Source organism: Mesorhizobium sp. M0074 (genome assembly GCF_040322975.1).
Classification (GTDB): domain Bacteria; phylum Pseudomonadota; class Alphaproteobacteria; order Rhizobiales; family Rhizobiaceae; genus Mesorhizobium.
Genome location: NZ_JAMYUM010000016.1, coordinates 32,333 through 53,201 on the forward strand (window position 1 = coordinate 32,333; position 20,869 = coordinate 53,201).

Here is a 20,869-nt window from a genome sequence, read left to right on the forward strand (position 1 = left end):
TTCCTAAGTGAACGACTGGTTTGCCAACGCATACATATGGGCTGGCCCCTCGGCGCCGGGTCGTTGTCCTTTGACCATGGCGGTCGCACTGCCGGACCGCTGCAGGCCAAGGCTCGCAAGCCAGTCGCCCAATCCATCCTCGGCATAGACGTCGATGCGAACGAATTGATTGTGAAGCTTCGAAAGCTGGGCCAGGATCAGAAGCCGCGCGTCGTGGTCGCTCTCGGCTGCACAAGGGCCGACGACATAGCCGCGGCCAAACCTCCTCGCGACAGCGTAGCCTGCAATCCGTCCCCTGCGCTCAATGACCAATGCGTTGCCCACATCGGCGAGCGCAGCCACCATCGGCAGCCGGGGCATGCCCGTGGCCCGTTCGTCGAAGGCCTGGATTGCCGCGAGGTCAGAGGCTGTCGCTTGACGGATGTCGTCGCGGGTACTCCGCGTCACGGCGACAGCCAGCGAGCCCTGGTGCTGAAGCACCGTGCCCCATGCAGTGAAGCCGCGTCGCTTGTAGAGCGCCAGCCCCTCTTCGGTTGAGTTGAGCAGCAGGTTGCGACCGTGTGTCGCCTCAAGCAATCCATCAAAGAGCCGGGCGCCGTTGCCACCGCCTTGCGCGGAGCCAGTAACTATGATCATCCCGACCGAGGCATAGGACTGTCCGTAATTCCAGGACATGGCCGTGCCAATCACCTGTCCTGCCCGCTCAAGGACCAGGCCATTGCCGACCATCAGGGCAAATTCCCAATCCTCCTGACGGTAGGGCCAGGCCATCTCCTGCGACAGCTTCAGTGCGCCCGGCAAATGGCGGGTTTCCAATTTCATCAGCTCGATCGGGGCGCTGACGATATCTCTGTCATGATCAAAGGCCATAAGGTGCAACGCTGTCAGTTGATCCAGAGTCGGATTGAAGTCGGATCTGAGAGTCGCGCCCGGCGGACAGATTTCGCTGCTGTTTTGCCCCTTCAAATCAGCGGGATTATTCGTTTTATGCAGTTCCTCGGCATGCCAAATCGTGCAAATCGGGCGAGGAATACCTGGCACCTTGAATCGCCGCTTCGTGGTTGCCCGATCGGCGATGCCCAGGAGGAATTTTGGATGATCTACATCAGCGAAGAGGAGTCAGCCGCCCTCGTCACGCATGAACTTGCTTTCGAGGCGGCGCGCGAGGCTCTCGTGGCGGCAGCATCGCGGCAGAGCTGGGTCTTTCCGGCTGTTCTCGGGCGCACACAGGAGGTGACCAATACCTTCTCAATCAAATCCGGTTCGTCGGGCGAGCTGACCGGCGTGAAAATTGGCTCCTTCTGGTCGGGCAACCCGGCACGTGGCCTTCCGCGCCACAACTCGACCATCGTGCTGCTCGATCAGCATACAGGTCGGCTCGGCGCCGTAGTCGAGGCCGGGAAGGTCAACGCCTACAGGACGGCCGCCGCCGACGCGGTTGCGGCCGATCTTCTTGCGCGCAAGCAAGCCAAGGTTCTGGCGATTTTCGGGGCCGGCAACCAGGCGAGCTTCGAAGTGATGGCGCTGGCACGCATCCGCCCAATCGAAACCGTGCTGGTCGTGGCCCGGCCTTCGCCGCGGCGCGACGCTTTTGTCGATCAGATCGGCGAAAGGGGACTGAAGGCGCGCGCTGCCTTGCCGGAAGAAGCCGTGCGCACGGCCGACATCGTGGTGACGGCGACACCCGCACGCGAACCGCTGTTCGATGCCGCTTGGGTGGGACCCGGAACCCATATCGTCAGCATCGGGTCGGATGCTCCGGGTAAACGCGAATTGCCGAGCGAATTATTTCCCAAGGCACGTCTGTTTTGTGATCTGCTTTCCCAGTCCGTCCAGATCGGCGAGTTCCAATACGTGCGCGACGAGATCGACGCCGGCGTGCTTGTGGTAACACCAATCGGCGACGTTATTGAAAGGCGTGCGCTCGGACGCCGCTTCGACAATGAGATCACGGTCTTCGATAGTTCCGGCATCTCCCTGCAGGACCTCTACATGGCCGACGCGCTGATCCGCGCAAAGGCGTCCCACCGCTGATCAGTTTCGCACCACGCCCCAGTCCCGACGGATTTTTCGACACTCTCCGGCAACAAGGTGACCTCGCGCGATCCTGCAGTCGTGTCAGCGGCGGGCGCGCCAAAGGGTTTGCCCGCATGAACCACGGATCGCCCCCGATGTCGGCGACTAGCGTCTGGCGCGCCAGAAGGCGAGACGGTCCTGCAACCGATAGCCCTGGATAATCGCCGGCATGAACCACGGATTGCCACGATAGAGCGGGACGGCCGAAGGCGGTCGAAAGTCGAACGCAGTGCGCGACTGCTCGCCATGCCCCATCAACTTGTGGGCCGCACGCATGCCAATCCATGGCGCCCAGACCACGCCCGAACCGCAGAAGCCAGTTGCATAGACCACGCCGTCCTTCTCGAAGATGCGGGGCAGCATATCTCGGTTCATCGCCACATTGCCGAACCAGCAATGCGAAAGGCGCACGTTCTCCAACTCCGGGAAAAGGTTCACCAGGCCCTTGCGAAGGAGAAGTTTCGGCGCCGCCGGATCGCCGACGCGGGAACTGTCACGGCCCCCCAGCAGGATACGTTTTCCGTCGGGCGAGGGACGATAATAGAAACCGAGTTGCCGGTTCTCGGTGATCGTCATCAGCTTCGGCATCAGTCGCGCCATGACATCGGGCGCAAGTTCTTCGGTGACGATGATCCGGCTGCGGACCGGAACCAGGCGGCGGCGCAGGAAGGGAGCGGCGCCGTCGGTATAGCCGTTGGTACAGACCAGAACCTGCCGTGCATCCACCGTCCCTGCCGAAGTCGCGACGCGGAAGCCCGAACCGTTCCTCTCGATCGACTTGACCACTGTATGCGAATGGACCGTCAACCCGGATGCGAGCGCCACCCGCAGGAGCTCAGCATGGAATTTTGCGGGGTGCAGCCCGCCAATGTCCATCCGAACGGTTCCGCCGCGGTAGAAGTCGGTGCCGATATAATTTCGCTGCTCGGCATGCGGAACCGCGTAGGACTCGATCCCCAGTTTCTTCGCCAGCGTCTCGGCGCCGCGCGCCATCTTCTCATACTGTTCATATCCGAAAGCGCCTTTGAATTGGCCAACCAGTCGGAAGTCGCAGTCGAGCCCTTCGGTCTTGATGAAGTCGTAGAGGAATTCGCGTGCGACCTTGCCCTCGGCCTCGATCGCCATGGCCTTCTCTTCACCGAAGCGCCGGGTGATCGTGGCATGGTCCGGCCGGATGGTCCCGCTCGTAATCCCGCCGTTGCGCGTGGAAGCACCCTCGCCCGGATTCATCGCATCAAAAGCGGCGACCGAGCGTCCCTCGCGCGCCAGCGCAAGCCCGGCCGAAAGCCCGGCATAACCGGCGCCGACAATTGCCACGTCAAGCTTTGTTGCGACTGGCTGCCGCGGCAGCGGCATGACGGGCGCCGCTTCCCACCAGTAGGGTGTGTTCTTGTCGGCGATATGAGGCTCTTGCACGTGGCTGACTTCTCGCTGCATTGCAGGGGTAATCTACGGTCGGTGAAACTTCAGATGTGGTCGTCTCGGACGTCGAGCGCATCACGCAGCCCGTCACCGATGAAATTGAAACTGGTTACCGCGATGGTGATTGCAGCTCCGGGAATGATTGCCAGCCAAGGTGCGCTGCCGAGATATTGCTGGGCACCATTGAGCATGTTGCCCCAGCTGGGCAGTGGCGGCTGGATCCCGTAGCCGAGGAAACTGATGTAGGCTTCCATGAGAATGGCGCGCGCGACCGTCAAGGTGGAAGCGACGATAATCGGCCCCATGGCGTTGGGCAGTATCTCGCGGAACATGATGTGGGTGCCGCTCAATCCCAGCATTCGCCCGGCCAGGACGAACTCGCGTTCGCGTAACGAGCGGACTTCCGCTTCGACTATGCGGGCAACCTCCATCCAACTGGTGAGGGCGATAATGACGGTGATCATCACAGGACTGGGCTTCAGTGCGGCAGCCAGCGCCAGCAGCAGAAAGATCGATGGGAATGACAGGAATCCATCGACCGTGCGCATCAGCGTGGCCCCGACCCAGCCGCCGCGATAGCCGGCAATTACCCCGACCAGGGTGCCGATGAGTGTCGACAAAACCATGGCAAAGAAACCCACCAGCAGCGAGATTCGTCCCGCCATCAAAAGCCTTGCCGCCACGTCGCGGCCAAGCGGATCGGTACCTAGAAAGTGGTAGCCCGTCAGCGGAGGGGCAAAGCGGGCTCGCAGATCGATGTACAGTGAGTCATAAGGCAGGAGATGGGGGCCGAGGACGCAAGCGAGGCTCAGGAAGATGATCATCGCCAACCCGAGCAGCGCCAAGCGATGACGCATGAAACGACGTGCCGCGCGGTTGTTTCTCCATCGGCTTGGAGCTGCATTTGCGGTGAAAGCGGTCATATCGGCTGTCTCCTGTCGGGAAAGTTGCGCGCTCAAGCCAGACGAATGCGCGGATCGACAATAGCGACGACAATGTCGGCGATCAGGTTTCCAAGCAGAACGAGGATGGCGGAGAACATCAGCAGCCCCATCACAACCGGATAGTCGCTGTAACCAAGGCTATCGAGGAACAACCGTCCCATTCCTGGCCAGGTAAAGACGGTTTCGGTCACGAGCGCGCCAGTGAGGACACTGGGAAGCTGCATCCCGGCCAAGGTAATCATCGGCAAAAGTGCGTTGCCGACGACATGCTTCATCAGAATCCGGCGTTCACTCAACCCCTTGGCCCGAGCCGTCTTGACGAAGTCCTGGCTAATGGCGTCGAGAGTGGCCGTCCGCATGTAGCGGCTCCAGATCGCGACATGGACCAGCGACAGCACGATACTTGGCAGGATCAGATGGTGGAGGTAGCCCAGGATCGAGGCGTCGCCGATCTCGGACATATTACCCGCAGGCAGCCAACCCAACTTCAGGGAAAAGACGTAGATGCCGACGAGTCCGAACCAGAAGGTGGGGACCGACAACGCAACCATGGCCCCGACAGTTGCAAGATAATCGAACAGCGAGTAGCGGCGCGTGGCGCCTCGGATTCCAATCCAGGCGCCAATGGAGATCGCAATTGCGGTTGAGGACCCCATCAGCAGCAGCGTGGCAAAGAGATGGCTGCCGATGACCTCCAATACCGGCGCTCCGTCGCGGAAGGAGTGACCCCAGTCGCCCCGCACCAGCCGCCATGCCCAGTCCAGATATTGGATCCACATGGGTCGATCGAGGCCCAGCAGCCCCTTGAGACGCTCGATATCCTGCTGGGTCATTCCGGGATCGAGCCCGAATTGCGCCAGCGGGCCGCCGGGAAGGAGGTTCAGAATGCCGAAGCCGATGATCGAAACGATCACAAGCAGCACCAGGCTCTGCGAGAGGCGATTGAGCAGGAAGCCGCGCATTCGAGTCCCTCCATTGTGGGTTGATGATTTTAGTCTGTTGCCGCCGCCGCGGCGGAATCGGCGGGGCGGCGGCAACTGCGTGGATTAGGCCTTCCACTGCCAGGCTGCGGCATCCCACGAGGCGGTGCGGGTGTTGGCGTTGGGCTCGAAGCCGTCCAACCCCTTCTTGCGCCCGAGGACGATTGTGTACGCGAACAGCGGCAGGAAGGGCAGATCATGGCGCACCACTTCCTGCACGCGATTATAGATCCCGCGTCGTTCTTCCGGATCGAAGCTGCGAGCGCCCTTTTCGAGCAGGGCATCGACCTCAGGGTTGGAATATTGCCCGGTGTTCGAACCGTGTCCGCCTTGAGCGGCGATTGCCTTCGTATGGAGCCGGTTTGTGGCGTCGGGGTCCGCGGCAATCAGATAGGTGACGCCCACCATGGCGGTGTCGAATTGCGACTTCAGCCAGAACTCGCCCCACATAACTGCAGCCGGCAAATTCGAGATCGTCATCTCGACGCCGATCTCGGCAAACGTCTGCTGCAGGAACTGCTGCGTCTGCTCGCGGAGGTTGTTGCCAGAAGTTGTCGAGTTGGAGAAGGACAGTCGCACCCCATCCTTGGCGCGGATTCCATCCGGCCCCGGCGCCCAGCCGGCCTCATCAAGGATTTGGCGCGCCCGGTCCAGATTGAACTCCTGAACCGGCAGGTTCGGGTCGTAGTAGTAGGACTCCTTCGGCATGAAAGTCTCGGTGAGAGTGCCCACGCCGTAATAGATCGTGTCGACGATCGCTTTCCTATCCAAGGCGGCGTAGAGCGCCTGGCGCACTGCCAACTCCTTGAACTGCGGGCGGCCCAAATTGAGGTAGATCGACTCCAGGGATGACCCAGTCTCAAGTGTCACCACGCGGTCTGCTAGTTCGCGGGCTTCAGTATAATGGTCGGCGGTGATGTACGACTGATCGACCAGGTCCACGTCGCCGCTCTTGAACTGCGTGTAGAGCACCGTCATGTCGGGGATGTATTTGAAGATGAGTTGCTCGACATAGGGGCCTTCGCCGGCGTACTCAGGATTGGCGACGAGCTCGATATGATCGCCCGCAACACGCTGTCCCCATTTGAATGCGCCGGTGCCGACCGGCGCCTGGTTGAACGCGGCTGTGTTCGGATCGGCTTCTTTCCCCAGAATGTGCTTGGGCACGATGAACGTTTCGGCCAAGAACGAAAGATAGGGCGCAAAAGCCTCCTTCATCCGCCATGTGATCTCGGTGGGCGAAACCACTGTGATGTCCTGCACGAGCGAATGGCCGCTCGTGCGCCAAGCGCGAAACTTCGGGTTCGTGATGAGTTCAAGGGTGAATTTCACGTCCTCGGCCGTGAAGGGCTCACCGTCGTGCCAGCGGGCATTGTCACGCAACCGGATGCGCCAGTTGAGACCGTCCTCCGAAATGCCGCCGTTCTTTTGGCTTGGCACCTCGGCTGCGAGGTTTGGATGTAGGCCACCTTGGGGATCCATGCGGACCAGCGCGTCGAAAACCGAGAAATGGACCGCGTCATCGACTTCGATATGCGCCATCAGCGGATTGAACACGGTCGGCTCTTGGGAGAGGCCGACGATGACGCGACCGGCCGGGCCTGCAGGAGGGGTCTTGGCGAAGGCGGGCTTGCCCAACAGATTGGGCGCGATGAGGCCTGCAGCCCCACCTATCGCCATCAGTCGCAGCGCTTCGCGCCTCGAGTAGTTGGACGTAGTCGATGAATTTTTGGTCATGGTAGTTCCTCTCTTGTTATTTCTTATGCGTTTGCTGCTACTGGACGGGCATTGCCCGGCCGCTCTCCTGGAATTGCCGCTACCAGTTGGCGCGTGTAGGCTGCTTGCGGGTTCAGGAATATTTGCGAGGGCGGTCCGCGCTCGACGATCCGGCCCTTCTGCATCACCGCGATTTCGTCGCAGATCTGGCTGGCGACGCGCAGGTCGTGCGTGATGAAGACCATCGACACGCCCGTCTCGCGCTGGATCTGGTCCAGAAGCTGCAGGATCTGCGCCTGGATCGACACGTCGAGTGCGGAGACTGCCTCGTCGGCAATCAACAGCTTCGGCTTGAACATCAGCGCACGAGCGATGCCGATGCGCTGGCGTTGCCCACCCGAGAACTCGTGCGGGTAGCGGCCAAAAGCGCCGGCATCGAGACCGACATGGGCCAGAAGCGCACGCGCTTCATCGCGCGCTTGGACATGAGGCATCCCGTGCGCCATCGGGCCCACCGTCATGATGTGACCGACCGTCGAGCGTGGGTTCAGAGAAGCGAAGGGATCCTGGAAGATCATCTGGATCCGCGGTCGAAGTGGGCGGAACTTCGCTTCGGAAAGCTTGGCTATGTCACAGCCCTCGAACAAGATCCCGCCGCCGTCATTGTCCAGCAGCTTGATCAGCAGCCGGCCCAGCGACGATTTCCCCGAACCGCTCTCGCCTACGACCCCAAGCGTGCGGCCGGGCGCCAGTTCGAACGAAACCTCGTTGACCGCTGTCACAACTCGTTGCGCGCCGAACAGCGCGCTGCCGCCGCGATAGGTCTTCACCAGACCCTCAACCTTCAGGATCGGCTCCTTGCTGGCAGCCTCCGGACGAGGGCGATCTTCGCCGGTCAAATGCGGTACGGCTGCAATCAGGCGCTGGGTATAAGGGTGCTTGGGCGACTTCAGCACCTGTTCGGCGCTGCCCTGTTCGACGACATTGCCCTTTTCCATCACCACGACGCTGTCGGCGATCTCGGCCACCACGCCGAAATCGTGGGTGATGAACATAACGCTCATGCCCTTGCGCCGCTGAATGTCACGGATTAGTTGCAGGATCTGAGCCTGGGTGGTGACGTCGAGCGCGGTGGTTGGTTCATCCGCAATCAGCACCGTCGGCTCGAGCGCCAACGCCATGGCGATCATGACGCGCTGCCGCTGCCCGCCCGAAAGCCGGAAAGGGTACTGGTGATACATGAGTTCGGGATCTGGCAGGCCTACTTCAGTGAGCAGTTCGATTGCGCGGTTTCGACAGATTTGTGGCGTGCCGAAGCCATGCGCGGCCATGACCTCGTCAATCTGCGCGCCCACCGTCATCAGCGGATTGAGCGCCGAGAGCGGGTCCTGAAAGATCATCGACACGACCCGTCCACGCAGGTTGCGCAGCTTGTCGGGCGACATGCCGATGATGTTCATCCCCTCCAGCTGGATTATTCCCGATGAGAGGCGGATCACCTTGGGCAGTAGCCCCATGATCGCGTTCGCCGTGACCGACTTACCCGATCCGGACTCGCCTATGATGCAGAGTATCTGGCCGCGTTTCAGATCGAAGGAAATGTCCTTGACAGCATGGGTCCGTTCCATGCCTTGCGGCAAATTCACCGTGAGGTCGCGCACCGAAAGCGCCACATCGTGGGGGGCTACAGCCTGGATGCTTGCGACCATCGAGATCACCTCCCCTTTCAACCGAGCGCGTCCACCCTGTTGCGGACCGCTTCATCGCCCTTTGAGCAGAAGCGCCTCACCGTAGCGGCCGTAGTCTGGCCTTCTCGGCGCTTCGCGCGCTGAGGCTGCGAGAGACGGGTTCTGCTCATCCTGGCGGCTCCCTTATGAAATCCGGTCCGTGTACCGGACTCTGTTCCCTTTTTCTTGGAGAACTCTCCGAAGGGGCAAGCCTTGCCTGTCGAATGTCCTCTGGAGCCTGCCTGCCATAAGGAAGGGTTGCTCCGCTCTCCAGCCAGTTTGACTGTTCTGTTTCCGCAGAGTCTTCGAAACTTGGCCCTCGCGCGGCAGGAACTTCTGAAAAGAACATCCAGTTCGGCATTTCACTCTGTTCCCGTTTCGACGCGGAAACCGGGATCAGGCAACCATATCCTTCACCCGGCAATACGCGCCCATGAGGAATAGGACCAAGGCTTTCCGGTGTACATCGGCACCATGTCCAGGCTGCCGCCGAGCGGATTGGTGACCGTGCGGCCCATCGCAATGTGGGCAAAGGCGCTGCCGATCATGGTCGACAACTGCGCCGTGTGCCGCCCATGCCGCAGATGACGCGACTGCATGAAGTGTACTCCTGCTTGGCTGGCAGCGAGCTTTTCGCGCAATAATTGCCTGTCCTGGAGGCTGCTAAACGCAGGAAATTCCGTCCAGGCACAAACTCCGCAGCCTGCCTCTGCGGGCGGCAGGTTAGGCTGCTTCAAATTACCGGAGTCCCATCCATGCCCGCGCCGCTCATGCACATCGACTGCAGCCCTTCCCTCCCTCGCGAGGCGGACGTCGTCGTCATCGGCGGCGGCGTGGTGGGCGTGTTCAGCGCATACTATCTGGCGCGCCGCGGCCTCAAGGTCGCCCTGGTCGAGAAGGGGCGCATCGCGGCCGAGCAGTCCAGCCGCAACTGGGGCTGGTGCCGCCAGCAGAACCGCGATGCGCGCGAGTTGCCAATGGCAACCAAGAGCCTCGATCTCTGGGAGAAGGTGGCACAGGAGACCGGCCAAGACACCGGCTTTCGCCGCTGCGGGCTCCTCTATCTCTCACAAGACGAAAATGAGCTGGCAGGCTGGGCGAAGTGGCGCGATTTTGCGAGAACGGTCGGGATCACCACGCACATGCTGAGCGCGGAAGAAGCCACCGAACGGGGCAAAGCGACGGGCCGCAAATGGAAAGGTGGCGTGTTCTCGCCAACTGACGGAACGGCGGACCCTTCCAAGGCAGTGCCGGTTGCCGCGCGCGGCATCATGGCAGCGGGCGGCACCGTACATCAGCACTGCGCGGCGCGCGGGCTCGAGTTGAGCGCCGGCCGGGTGAGCGCTGTGGTGACCGAAGCAGGCCCCATCCAGACAAAGACCGTTGTCATGGCCGGAGGCGCGTGGGCTTCTTCCTTCTGCAACCAGCTCGGTATTCGTTTTCCGCAAGCTGCCGTGCGTTCGTCCATTCTGGCCGTGGCACCCGGCGCAAACAGCCTGCCGGATGCCCTGCATACCGCGCGCGTCTCTCTGACGCGGCGTAGCAACGGTGGATACGCGCTGGCGATCAGCGGGCGGGCGCGTGTCGATCCAACGCCGCAGCAGTTCAGGTTCAGCCGCGAGTTTGTACCTATGTTCGCCCGCCGCTGGCGCAATCTCGCCCCGGGCGCCTTAGAGGGCTGGCGTCAAGGCCATGAAAGCCTGCGCAAATGGGCCCTCGACGACATCACGCCAATGGAACGGAACCGCATTCTCGACCCGAAGCCCGACATGGGACAGATTCGGCTGACATATCGAAGAGCCTGCGAATTGATCCCCGAACTCCAACGCGTCGCGATCTCCGATGTGTGGGCGGGTTATATCGACAGTACACCCGATGGCATTCCCGCCGTCGGCGAAGTGGAGGGGATTCCGGGCTTCATCCTGGCGGCGGGATTCAGCGGTCACGGCTTCGGGATTGGCCCCGGCGCGGGGCATATGATCGCCGACATCATTACAGGCAGCGAGCCTATCGTCGATCCGCGTCCTTATAGGCCCGAGCGCCTGAAGACTGCTGCGTGGGGCAAGGTCGCTGAATTCTGAGAAGACCGTCTTGCCAACATACAATCGATCGCACACGAGATTGAGGTCACGAGGCGGCCAGCACCAAAAAACAGGGAAGTGACGATGCGCGAATATGAGATTGCCGCCATTCCTGCCGACGGGATCGGCCCAGAGGTGATTGCCGCAGGTCTCCAGGCGCTTGAGGCGCTGCAGCAGCGCTGCGGCGACTTCAAGCTCCGCGTCCAGCACTTCGACTGGGGCTCAGACTATTACAAGGCCCACGGTCGGATGATGCCCGAAGATGGGGTGGCGCAACTGAAGCGCTTCGACGCCATCTTCTTTGGCGCGGTGGGCGCCTCCGATCTGCCTCACAACATCACGCTCTGGGGCCTCCGGCTGCCGATCTGCCAAGGCTTTGATCAGTACGCCAACGTGCGGCCGACCAGGATATTGCCTGGGATTGTTTCGCCGCTGGCGGGCGTTGGCCCTGGCGATCTGGATTGGGTGATCGTGCGGGAGAATTCCGAGGGCGAGTATTCGGGCCACGGCGGCCGCGCCCATCGCGGACTCCCCGAGGAGGTCGGAACCGAGGTCGCGATCTTCACGCGCGTCGGCGTCACCCGCATCATGCGCTATGCATTCCGGCTGGCGCAGTCACGGCCGCGAAAGCTCCTGACAGTTGTTACGAAATCCAACGCGCAGCGTCACGGCATGGTAATGTGGGACGAAATCGCAGCCGAGGTGGCGCAGGAATTCCCGGACGTCGCGTGGGACAAGATGCTAGTCGATGCTATGACAGTGCGTATGACGTTGAAACCTCGGAGCCTCGATACGATCGTCGCCACCAATCTTCACGCCGACATATTGTCGGACCTTGCAGGCGCGCTCGCGGGCAGTCTCGGCGTTGCACCGACCGCCAACATTGATCCCGAGCGGCGCTATCCCTCGATGTTCGAGCCAATTCACGGCTCGGCATTCGACATCGCCGGTAAAGGTATTGCCAACCCGGTCGCCACCTTCTGGACCGCTGCCCAGATGCTCGAACATCTGGGCGAGAGCGCAGCGGCGGTGCGGTTGATGAGCGCTGTGGAAGCGGTGACGAGTGAAGGCGTGCTGACGCCGGACGTAGGAGGGACAGCGACCACGCAGGAGGTGACGGACGCCGTCTGTCGGGCGATCCGCGGTTCGAACCTGTGACAGGTTTCCAATGAAGCTCGACAGGATCGACATCAAGATCTTATCCCAACTGCAAAAGAACGGGCGGGTCACGAATGTCGAGCTTGCCGACCTGGTCAACCTTTCGCCGAGCCCTTGCCTGATGCGGGTGAAGAAACTTCAGGCGGAAGGCTTCATCACCGGCTATTCCGCCCAGATCGATGTGTCCAAGCTCGGACAGACTCTAACGATCTTCACCGAAGTCACGCTCAAGCACCATCAACAGAACGACTTCGCGAGATTTCTCACCGCAATTCAGAAAGTCGATTCTGTCATCGAATGCCATCTGGTTTCAGGCGGCTACGACTATCTTGTGAAGTTTGTCACAGCGGGCATCACCGAGTACCAGACGATCATGGAGCGCATGATCGAGTTGGATATCGGAATCGACAAATATTTCAGCTTCGTCGTGCTGAAGTCACCGATCGTGAAATCCCATTTGCCTCTCGACATCATTTTCGACAAATGAGAAAGCTGCTCCGGCTCGGTCCTCAAGCGGCGGCGCTCGTGCCAAGCTCCATCTTGTTGCGCGCGCGGCATTTGTCGAATGACGGTGTCACGATTCGGCGGAGGCCGTCATTGCCACTCGCCTGAACGGCGCTTAGCCTAAAACTTCGACTGCATCTGGACATTTCCAGCGAACGCCTGTTTTCGCCTTGTCCTCGTCAAATGGCTTGAATATATCATACAATGATATATAGGCAGGTAGCACGCACAGCTTGCGGAGTTGCGACAATCGCGCCTCGGGTCACCAAAGGCAACAGGCGAAAAGATGAACAAGATCAAAACTTTGATCCACCGAAGAGCTGACGATCGCCGGAAGACCGCGCAAGCCTGTGTATCGCGTATTCTCCGGAACGCCAAAGCCCGCGGCGTCGATATCTCCGTTGTCGGATCCCTCGCGAAAAACCGTTTCCGCGTCCACTCGGACTTAGATCTGCTGGTGAACGGACGCACTGATCCCGCGCGCCGGGCCATGGTAGAGCGCTTGGTCGCAGACCAGCTTCGGGGAACGAACATTCCTTATGACCTGATCTTTGCCTCAGACGTTTCGGCCGAACGAGTGCAGGAATTGCTTAATGACAGCGTTTAAGCATCCGGCATTCGCAAAACTGTCGCCAAAAATCGACCGCGCTGCGAAGGAACTGCAGCAAATCGAGGAATGTCTGGCGGCTCATCGGAGTGAGCTGTCACGCGGCGAATGGGGCGCGGTCGCAGCAGTTTCGCTGGGAGTCCACGATGTCTACAACGGCATCGAGGACATCCTGCTCAGCCTCTCCAACGACATAGACGGCCTCGTTCCCCAAGGGCCTACCATGCACCAGGACGTGCTCGATCAGATGTCGGCGGAAGTTGCAGGCATCCGGCCGGCTGTGCTCGACCCCGAGCTTTATCAGTCCTTGAGTGAGTTAAAGGGATTCCGTTACCTGGTGAGGCATCGGTACGGTTTTGACCTGAAAACAGACAAGGTGCAGGAAAGCCTCGACAGAGTAAAAGAGGCATTTCCGTCTTTCGTCGAGGCCATTGTTTACTTGGAAAGCACCCTTACTGAGGAAAACACGCACGACAGTGATGGCGGCGGCGACGGCTCAGGCGGCGGGGCATCTGGTGGTCCCTGAACCAATGGCTCAGTCGTGCGCGCCGGAAGAGGTTCTGCGGGCGTTGACCCCTGAGAATTGTCGGCTGGTGGCGCTGATCCATCGGTATCGACCGCAAAGCATCACGGAACTGTGCAGGTTGGCGGCGCGTCCGCAGCCGAACGTATCCCGCTCCTTGGCGGCCCTTGAGCGGGCGGGAATTGTCTCAATGGCGGGCTCCAGGCCGAAGAGACCCGAACTCGCCGTGCAACGAGTCACGATCGACCTCGCTGAGCTTCAGAATGGCCGATGCGAGGTCGACGATTCGTGGAGACAAATCGCCGGACCATCATCTTTGCTGCGCGATGGGTGACAGGGGCAAAAGTCGATAAGTGGGATGCGAAACCGCCGCTGACCAGGTTTGGCAAGTATTGGAGGTGAAGCCTCGGTGACGCCGAGCCGATCGCCAAGCTAGTCCCAAAAGGAGGGCCGGAGGTTTTAGCGGTTTTCATTTGGCCCAGGAAGATATCACGACAGGCGCGTCCTGCCTGTAAGCGGGTTTCGCCGGAAATCTTGGGCCGGGCCACATGGCGTTGAATGTCGTTCTCGGAGCCGTTCGTATAGCGGAGAAAGAAGCGTCCGGCCTGATACTTAGGCCGGGAAACATGCGAAAGACCCGGACGGCGTGAGTTTAGCCCTGGTCGATGCAATGCGCCCGCTGATCAGCCCTTCATCGCTGCCCGCACATCCTTGTCTTCGAGGGTTTGGTCCAGCGTCATCCGCGTGCGTTCGAGGATTCCATCAATATCGTCGTCCGTGCAGCAGAGCGGCGGCGCATAGCCGAGAATGCCGCTGTTGAAGGCACGGATGACAAGGCCGTTCGCCCACGCGCGCTCGAAGATGCGGCGCCCCGGATCGGCCGCCACCGGCAGCGGCGTCTTGCGTGCCTTGTCGGTGACCAACTCGATTGCTGCCAGCATGCCGCGACCGCGAATGTCGCCCACCAGCGGGTGGTCGGCGAGCGAGCGAAGGCCTTCCATCAGGCGCTTGCCCGCCTTGCGCCCATTCTCGAGCAAGCCATCTTCATAAAGACGCAGGCATTCGAGCCCGACCGCCGCGCTCACGGGATGGGCCGAATAAGTATAGCCATGGCCGACAGCCGCTTTGCCGGCTCCGTCCGCGATCGTATTGTACACCTGGGCCGACATAAAAACGGCGCCCATCGGCACGTAGCCCGAGGTCAGTCCCTTCGCCGTGGTCATGAAATCCGGCACGACCTCGTCTTCCTCACACGCGAAGAGGGGGCCGGTACGGCCAAAGGCAGTGATGACTTCGTCGGCAACGAACAGAATGTCGTGTTCCTTGCACACGGCGTGCAGAGCCTTCAGCCAACCTGTCGGTGGAACGAGGACACCGCCCGAACCCTGGATGGGCTCGGCGTAGAAGGCCGCGACGCGGCCGGCGCCGAGTTCCGCGATTTTGGCCCGCAGCGCCGCGACCGATGCATCGATGATCGCCTGCGGGTCAGAACCAACCGGATTGCGATAGGCGTAGTGCGAAGGAATCTTGTGCTGCCAGTCGTATGGCACGCCGAAACCGGCGTGGAAAGCCGGGATCGCGGTCAGACCTGACCCTGCCGTCGAGGATCCATGGTAGCCATACTCGACCGAGATGAACTGGTCCTTTTGCGGCGTACCCTTGGCATGGTGGTAATAGCGAATGAAGCGGATCGTACTGTCGACTGCGTCGGAGCCGCCAAGCGTGAAATAGACATGGTTCAAATCGCCGGGCGCCAGTTCGGCAAGCCTGGCAGCAAGGCGAATGGCAGGCTCGGATCCCAGCCCGAAATATCCCGTCGCATAGGGAAGCTCTCTTAGCTGCTTTGCGGCTGCTTCAACGACGCTTTCCTGGCCGTATCCGATGTTGACGCACCATAGACCGGCGAATCCGTCCAGCAGGGTTTTCCCGCTTGCATCGGTCACGGTTGCGCCCTTGGCGGATTTGAGCACCCGCACGCCCGTGTCCTCGTGGCTCCGATAGCATGAAAACGGGTGAACCAGATGTGCGCGATCGAGTTCGATCAGTGAGTTTGCCAGCATTTCTTCCTCCGATTCAGCGCAGGGCCCGACTGACGAGAGCATAAGTCCGGTGTGGTGTGGTTTCGTCCTTCAGCTCGTTTTCCAGCGTGATCTGCTGCGCGGTCATGGTTCATTCCGGGCCTGAATTCTCTAGGTCCAAGATAGGCTGCCGCGGGCAGCAGTTCCTCCCGACCAGAACCTGAGCGATAGGCGTTTTGACTTTCCTTTGCCGCTGACACCGCATCTTATGCCACGCACGGCTGAGAGATCGCGCGCCCGCCGAAGCTCGAAACGAACTCAGGCGCAACTCTCTGCCAAAGCTCTCACGCAATACAAAACAATCTGCTTCAGGGCGCATCGAATGCGGCGACTAGTCTTCTCCGGTCCTCATTATGATCCTTGCTGTTAAAGGCACGCAGTGCCGACAGGATTGGAAGGATCGACGCTCATGACCCAGTTCAGACCGAAATACATCACCTTCGACTGCTACGGCACACTGACCAACTTCGACATGGCCGGCGCGGCGAGACGCGTATATGGTGCCCAGCTCTCCCCAGTTGGGATGGCGCAGTTCATCAAGGATTTCTCGGCCTATCGCCTCGATGAGGTCCTTGGCGCCTGGAAGCCGTACAGCGAGGTCGTGCACAATTCCGTGGAACGGACCTGCAAGCGCAACGGCGTCGCATTCCGGCCCGAGGATGCCCAGCGCATCTATGCGGAAGTGCCGACATGGGGTCCGCACCCGGATGTCCCGGTGGGCCTGGCCAAGGTCGCCAAGGAGATTCCGCTGGTGATCCTGTCGAACTCCATGAAGAGCCTGATCATGTCGAACGTGGAGAAACTCGGCGCACCCTTCCACATGGTCATCACGGCCGAAGAGACGGGCGCCTACAAGCCGCAGATGAAGGGCTTCGAATATATGTTCGAGAAGCTCGGCTGCGGCCCGGAGGACATTACGCACGTGTCGTCCTCATTTCGCTACGATCTCATGACCGCCTGTGATCTCGGTATCAAGAGCAAGGTCTGGGTGAACCGCGGCCACGAGCCTGCGAACCCCTTCTACGAATATACCGAAATCAAGGATATCGGCGGTCTGGCCGGCGCCGTCGGACTGGAGCCCGTTCGGGAATTCGCCTGAACGTTTGTTTGCTGGCGCAGTCGCACCAGACTGAGGCGCTCCCAAAACGCTAATGCTCACTGGTCGCAATAGAGAAGGGACGGTTTTCACGCCCCCTTCTTTGTTGTTCCAACGCTTTAGGGGCTGCAAGTGTTTCCACCTGCTTGCAAGATAACTAGTGGTTAAGATCTAACGATTGGTACCCGATCGTAAGCGCGGCCACATCGCGAGCGCCTCCGTCTTCCTATCGGAAGAAATGTCTGACGCCATCTTGCCGCAAATGTTATCTCTAGCGATCCGTCCTCGATCGAAGAAGGATCGCATCAATGGACGATTGGAGAATCGGGAATATCTGGGTAACCAGAATTCTGGAGATGTGCGACCCTCTGGGGACGCCGTCGGAATGGTTCCCCGACTGCACCGACGAAGCACTCGAACCGCATCTTCATTGGCTCACGCCCCGATTGATATCGCCGGCAACCGGCCGGCTTATTCTTCCCATCCAGAGTTTTCTGGTTCGTACCGGCCACCACACCATTCTGGTCGACAGTTGCGTCGGCAACGACAAGACGTGCGCATACTTCCCGCATTGGCATCGCCGCAATGACGGCACCTTTTTGGCGCGCTTGGCGAATGCAGGTGTTGCTCCCGAGCAGATCGACTATGTGCTGTGCACCCATCTTCATATCGACCATTGCGGCTGGAACACACGATTGGTGGACGGGCGTTGGATACCGACATTCCCGAACGCCCGCTACATCATGGCGCGGCGCGAGTTCGAGGCCGCACAGGCCGCCTCCGGCGATGCCGACGAACGGACCTATCAGGACAATGTGCTGCCAATCGTCGAGGCTGGTCGGGCTGTGCTTGTCGATATGGATTATGAACTCGATGGCGAAGTGTGGCTGGAGCCGACGCCGGGCCACACCCCGGGGCACGTAGCCATCGGCCTGAGATCTCGAGGCGTAGGGGCAGTGTTTTCCGGCGATCTCATGCATTGGCCGATGCAATGCCTATACCCCGACTGGAGCTTTCGGTACGACACGGACCCTGACCAGGCACGTCGGACGCGGTGGGCATTCCTGGAGGCTTGCTCGGACAATGGACGTATCGTCATGACATCGCATTTTCCCTTGCCGTCGGTGGGAACAATCTCGCGACGCCAGTCATCATTCTGGTTCGAGGATCATCAGCCGCCGTAATCGCCGAGGACGCCGACCACGCGAACCCGAACGGCGGGGGCGATCGCGCTCGGCATGTCCGGCGCGCGGATCGCCGGGAGGGCCGCGCTGGAGGCTTAGCAAATGCAAGGCTGGCTCGCGCTCACCACGATGTGCATCGGCGTCGGACAGGGCGTGACATAAGAGTGGGGTGGGATTCCTTTTCACGAGTGCGCATGCGAGTCTGTTGCATCCGCGCAGGAATATCGTTCACCGTTTCGCCAACCGATCGCCAGCGACTGACGGCGCTCATCCGGGATCGCAATACGCCGCAGAAGCATGTCTGGCGCGCCGAGATCATCCTGCTGAGCGTCAACGGCACCGGCACCGTCGAGATCATGCGGCAAACCGGCAAATCGAAGACCTGCGTGTGGCGCTGGCAGGAGCGCTTCGCCACTGAAGGCTTCGAGGGGCTGTTGCGCGACAAGACGCGGCCCTCTCGCGCATTCCGCCTCTCGGACCCGAGGTGGCCGAGCGCGTGGTGGCGCTGACGCTTGCCAAGCTGCCGGGCGAGACGACGCACTGGACCGCCGACATGATGGCGCAAGCGGCTGGCATCAGCGCAAGCGCTGTGCGTCGCATCTGGAAGGCGCACGGGCTGCAGCTCAACCGCTGGCGCCAGTTCAAGCTCTCCAACGATCCCCAGTTCGTCAACAAGCTGCGCGACGTCGTCGGCCTCTATGTCGATCCGCCGGCTCACGCCATCGTGCTGTCGGTCGATGAGAAGAGCCAGATCCAGGCGCTCGACCGCACCCAGCCCGGCCTGCCTATGAAGAAGGGAAGGCTCGGCACCATGACCCACGACTACAAGCGGCATGGCACGATCACCCTGTTTGCCGCCTCAACGTGCTCGACGGCACCGTTATCGGCAAGAACATGCAGCGGCATCGCCATCAGGAGTTCATCCGCTTCCTCAACGCCATCGAGGCGCAAATGCCGGCCAGCAAGGCCGTCCACGTCGTCCTCGATAACTACGCCGCCCACAAGCACCCCAAGATGCGCGCTTGGCTCGACCGCCATCAGCGCTTCACCTTCCACTTCACGCCGACGTCGTGCTCGTGGCTCAACGCGGGAGAGGGTTTCTTCGCCAAGTTGTCAAAGCGTCGCCTCAAGCGCGGCGTCTTCCATTCCGTTGTCGACCTCCAAGCGGCAATCAACCGCTTCCTCGCAGAGCACAACCAGCAACCCAAACCCTTCTCTTGGATCGCCGGACCCCGACAAGATCATTGCCGCCGTCAAACGCGGGCACCAAGCGTTAGATTCCATCCACTAGTTAAGCCCGCCAACATGAAGCGCCTTGACCTCGAGATATTCCTCGATGCCGAGCTGCGATCCTTCGCGCCCCACTCCGGACTGCTTGACACCGCCGAAAGGCGCAACCTCGGTCGAGATCATGCCTGTGTTGAGCCCGACCATACCGAACTCCAGCGCCTCGGCAACACGCCATGAACGCTTGAGGTTGTCGGTGTAGAAGTAGGCGGCAAGGCCGAACGGCGTACCGTTCGCAATGGCGATGACCTCTTCCTCCGTCTCGAAGCGAAAAAGCGGCGCCACCGGACCGAACGTCTCTTCCGATGCCAGGAGCATCCCCGTAGTAGCTTCTCCCAGCACGACGGGCCGTGCATATTGCTTACCCTCCGGCATCGTCTCGCTTTGGGCGATGATCTGCGCACCTTTCGCCCGTGCATCCGCGATGTGACGCTCGATCTTGTCGATCGCGGCCGCGTTGATCATCGGGCCGATCTCAGTGCCCTCGTCGGTCCCTGCGCCAACCTTCATCCGCGTGACGCGCTGGCTCAGCTTTTCGGCGAACGCGTCGTAAACGCCTTCCTGCACAAGAATCCGGTTCGCGCAGACGCAGGTTTGACCGCCATTGCGGAACTTGGATGCGATCACCCCTTCAACTGCCTTATCCAGATCGGCGTCGTCAAAGACGATAAAGGGTGCGTTGCCGCCAAGCTCCAGGCTCAGCCGCTTGATACTATCGGCCGCACCACGCATGAGCAGCGCACCGACCCGGGTCGAACCGGTGAACGAGATCTTCCGCACCGTCTGATTGGCCATCAGTTCGTTGCCGATTTCGACGGGCATGCCCGTCACAATGTTGATCACGCCTGCAGGGATACCTGCCCGTTCCGCCAGAACGCCGAGCGCCAGCGCCGAGAATGGCGTAAATTCCGACGGCTTGATGACAACCGTACAACCTGCGGCCAGCGCCGGTGCTACTTTGCGTGCGATCATCGCGTTGGGGAAATTCCACGGCGTGATGATGGCGCAGACGCCGACGGGTTCTTTCAGCACCAGAATGCGGCGATCGGCCGTGGGTGACGGAATGGTCGAGCCACCGATCCGGCGCGCCTCCTCCGCAAACCATTTCACAAAAGATGCGCCGTAGCGGATTTCCGCCACCGCCTCGGCAAGCGGCTTGCCCTGTTCCAGCGTCAGCAGGAGCGCGAGATCCTGTTCGTGCTGGCGAATGAGGTCGTGCCAGCGCTCCAGAAGTCCTGCACGCTCGGCATGGATCTTCTTCTTCCAGCTTTTGAAGGCCTCAGCCGCGGCAGCGATTGCCGCTCTCGTCTCGTTCTCGCCCATTGCGGGAACGGTGCCGAGAACACTTTGGCTGGCAGGGTCAATGACATCGACCACGCCCTTCGTTTCGCCATCCCGCCAGACACCGCCAATCAGCGCCTGCTGGCGGAAAAGGTCGGAATCGTTGAACATGCCAATCTTCGTCATCGCATTCATGGTCTTTCCT

The 20,869-nt window shown here is 60.8% G+C and carries 18 protein-coding genes and 1 pseudogene; 10 read left to right on the forward strand and 9 right to left on the reverse strand.

The genetic code is table 11. The features are described 5' to 3' along the window. Positions 1–3 precede the first annotated feature (3 nt). On the reverse strand, positions 4–801 hold the full coding sequence (locus tag NKJ73_RS21185) for a GNAT family N-acetyltransferase (protein WP_352570947.1): 798 nt from the start codon (positions 799–801) through the stop codon (positions 4–6). A 54-nt stretch (positions 802–855) separates the two neighbouring features. On the opposite strand from NKJ73_RS21185, the gene NKJ73_RS21190 reads away from it, so the two are divergent. Beyond that, positions 856–2,034, forward strand: a complete 1,179-nt coding sequence (locus tag NKJ73_RS21190) for an ornithine cyclodeaminase family protein (RefSeq protein ID WP_352455592.1) — start codon at positions 856–858, stop codon at positions 2,032–2,034. 147 nt (positions 2,035–2,181) lie between these two features. Here the strand turns inward: NKJ73_RS21190 and NKJ73_RS21195 are convergent, their stop codons facing one another. The 6 genes from NKJ73_RS21195 to NKJ73_RS21220 all read right to left on the reverse strand — a co-directional run bounded on the left by NKJ73_RS21195 (position 2,182) and on the right by NKJ73_RS21220 (position 9,464). After that, on the reverse strand, positions 2,182–3,513 hold the full coding sequence (locus tag NKJ73_RS21195) for an NAD(P)/FAD-dependent oxidoreductase (RefSeq protein WP_502903572.1): 1,332 nt from the start codon (positions 3,511–3,513) through the stop codon (positions 2,182–2,184). 29 nt (positions 3,514–3,542) lie between these two features. After that, entirely contained in the window at positions 3,543–4,421 is an 879-nt protein-coding gene (locus NKJ73_RS21200) for an ABC transporter permease (protein WP_023678809.1), read from the reverse strand. 32 nt (positions 4,422–4,453) lie between these two features. Continuing rightward, the gene (locus NKJ73_RS21205; protein ID WP_352570948.1) at positions 4,454–5,404 is read right to left on the reverse strand and encodes an ABC transporter permease; all 951 of its coding nucleotides are present in this window, start codon (positions 5,402–5,404) and stop codon (positions 4,454–4,456) included. Positions 5,405–5,488: 84 nt separating this feature from the next. Next, on the reverse strand, positions 5,489–7,159 hold the full coding sequence (locus tag NKJ73_RS21210; RefSeq protein ID WP_352455589.1) for a peptide ABC transporter substrate-binding protein: 1,671 nt from the start codon (positions 7,157–7,159) through the stop codon (positions 5,489–5,491). A 23-nt stretch (positions 7,160–7,182) separates the two neighbouring features. Next, a complete protein-coding gene (locus tag NKJ73_RS21215; protein WP_352455588.1) occupies positions 7,183–8,847 on the reverse strand; it encodes an ABC transporter ATP-binding protein in 1,665 nt (554 codons plus the stop codon). A gap of 431 nt (positions 8,848–9,278) precedes the next feature. Further along, entirely contained in the window at positions 9,279–9,464 is a 186-nt protein-coding gene (locus NKJ73_RS21220; RefSeq protein WP_352455587.1) for a hypothetical protein, read from the reverse strand. Between the two features lie 156 nt (positions 9,465–9,620). Here NKJ73_RS21220 and NKJ73_RS21225 point away from each other — a divergent pair, with 156 nt between their 5' ends. The 6 genes from NKJ73_RS21225 (at position 9,621) to NKJ73_RS21250 (ending at position 14,072) form a co-directional block, all read left to right on the forward strand. Continuing rightward, entirely contained in the window at positions 9,621–10,946 is a 1,326-nt protein-coding gene (locus NKJ73_RS21225; protein ID WP_352455586.1) for an NAD(P)/FAD-dependent oxidoreductase, read from the forward strand. Positions 10,947–11,030: 84 nt separating this feature from the next. Then, entirely contained in the window at positions 11,031–12,104 is a 1,074-nt protein-coding gene (locus tag NKJ73_RS21230) for a tartrate dehydrogenase (protein ID WP_352455585.1), read from the forward strand. A 10-nt stretch (positions 12,105–12,114) separates the two neighbouring features. Further along, positions 12,115–12,591: an Lrp/AsnC family transcriptional regulator gene (locus NKJ73_RS21235; protein WP_352455584.1), complete on the forward strand. Its 477-nt coding sequence runs from the start codon at positions 12,115–12,117 to the stop codon at positions 12,589–12,591. Between the two features lie 303 nt (positions 12,592–12,894). Then, positions 12,895–13,215 (forward strand): nucleotidyltransferase domain-containing protein, encoded by a 321-nt coding sequence (locus NKJ73_RS21240; RefSeq protein ID WP_352455583.1) that lies wholly within the window; start codon positions 12,895–12,897, stop codon positions 13,213–13,215. Further along, a complete protein-coding gene (locus NKJ73_RS21245) occupies positions 13,202–13,741 on the forward strand; it encodes a ribonuclease toxin HepT-like protein (protein WP_352455582.1) in 540 nt (179 codons plus the stop codon). The genes NKJ73_RS21240 and NKJ73_RS21245 overlap by 14 nt, the downstream gene beginning before the upstream one ends. Before the next feature lie 4 nt (positions 13,742–13,745). Next, positions 13,746–14,072, forward strand: coding sequence for an HVO_A0114 family putative DNA-binding protein (locus NKJ73_RS21250; RefSeq protein ID WP_352570968.1), 327 nt, complete (start codon positions 13,746–13,748; stop codon positions 14,070–14,072). Positions 14,073–14,421: 349 nt separating this feature from the next. On the opposite strand, the gene NKJ73_RS21255 is transcribed toward NKJ73_RS21250, so the two are convergent. Then, a complete protein-coding gene (locus NKJ73_RS21255; protein WP_352455581.1) occupies positions 14,422–15,798 on the reverse strand; it encodes an aspartate aminotransferase family protein in 1,377 nt (458 codons plus the stop codon). A 427-nt stretch (positions 15,799–16,225) separates the two neighbouring features. Here NKJ73_RS21255 and NKJ73_RS21260 point away from each other — a divergent pair, with 427 nt between their 5' ends. From NKJ73_RS21260 to NKJ73_RS21270, 3 genes and pseudogenes are all read left to right on the forward strand, one after another. Then, a complete protein-coding gene (locus tag NKJ73_RS21260; RefSeq protein ID WP_352455580.1) occupies positions 16,226–16,915 on the forward strand; it encodes a haloacid dehalogenase type II in 690 nt (229 codons plus the stop codon). A 305-nt stretch (positions 16,916–17,220) separates the two neighbouring features. Continuing rightward, positions 17,221–18,096: an MBL fold metallo-hydrolase gene (locus tag NKJ73_RS21265; protein WP_352455579.1), complete on the forward strand. Its 876-nt coding sequence runs from the start codon at positions 17,221–17,223 to the stop codon at positions 18,094–18,096. A 209-nt stretch (positions 18,097–18,305) separates the two neighbouring features. Then, a pseudogene (locus tag NKJ73_RS21270) lies at positions 18,306–19,387 on the forward strand (IS630 family transposase). On the opposite strand, the gene NKJ73_RS21275 reads toward NKJ73_RS21270, so the two are convergent. Continuing rightward, the gene (locus NKJ73_RS21275; protein WP_352455578.1) at positions 19,384–20,859 is read right to left on the reverse strand and encodes an NAD-dependent succinate-semialdehyde dehydrogenase; all 1,476 of its coding nucleotides are present in this window, start codon (positions 20,857–20,859) and stop codon (positions 19,384–19,386) included. The pseudogene NKJ73_RS21270 and the gene NKJ73_RS21275 sit on opposite strands and share 4 nt — an antisense overlap. Positions 20,860–20,869 lie beyond the last annotated feature (10 nt).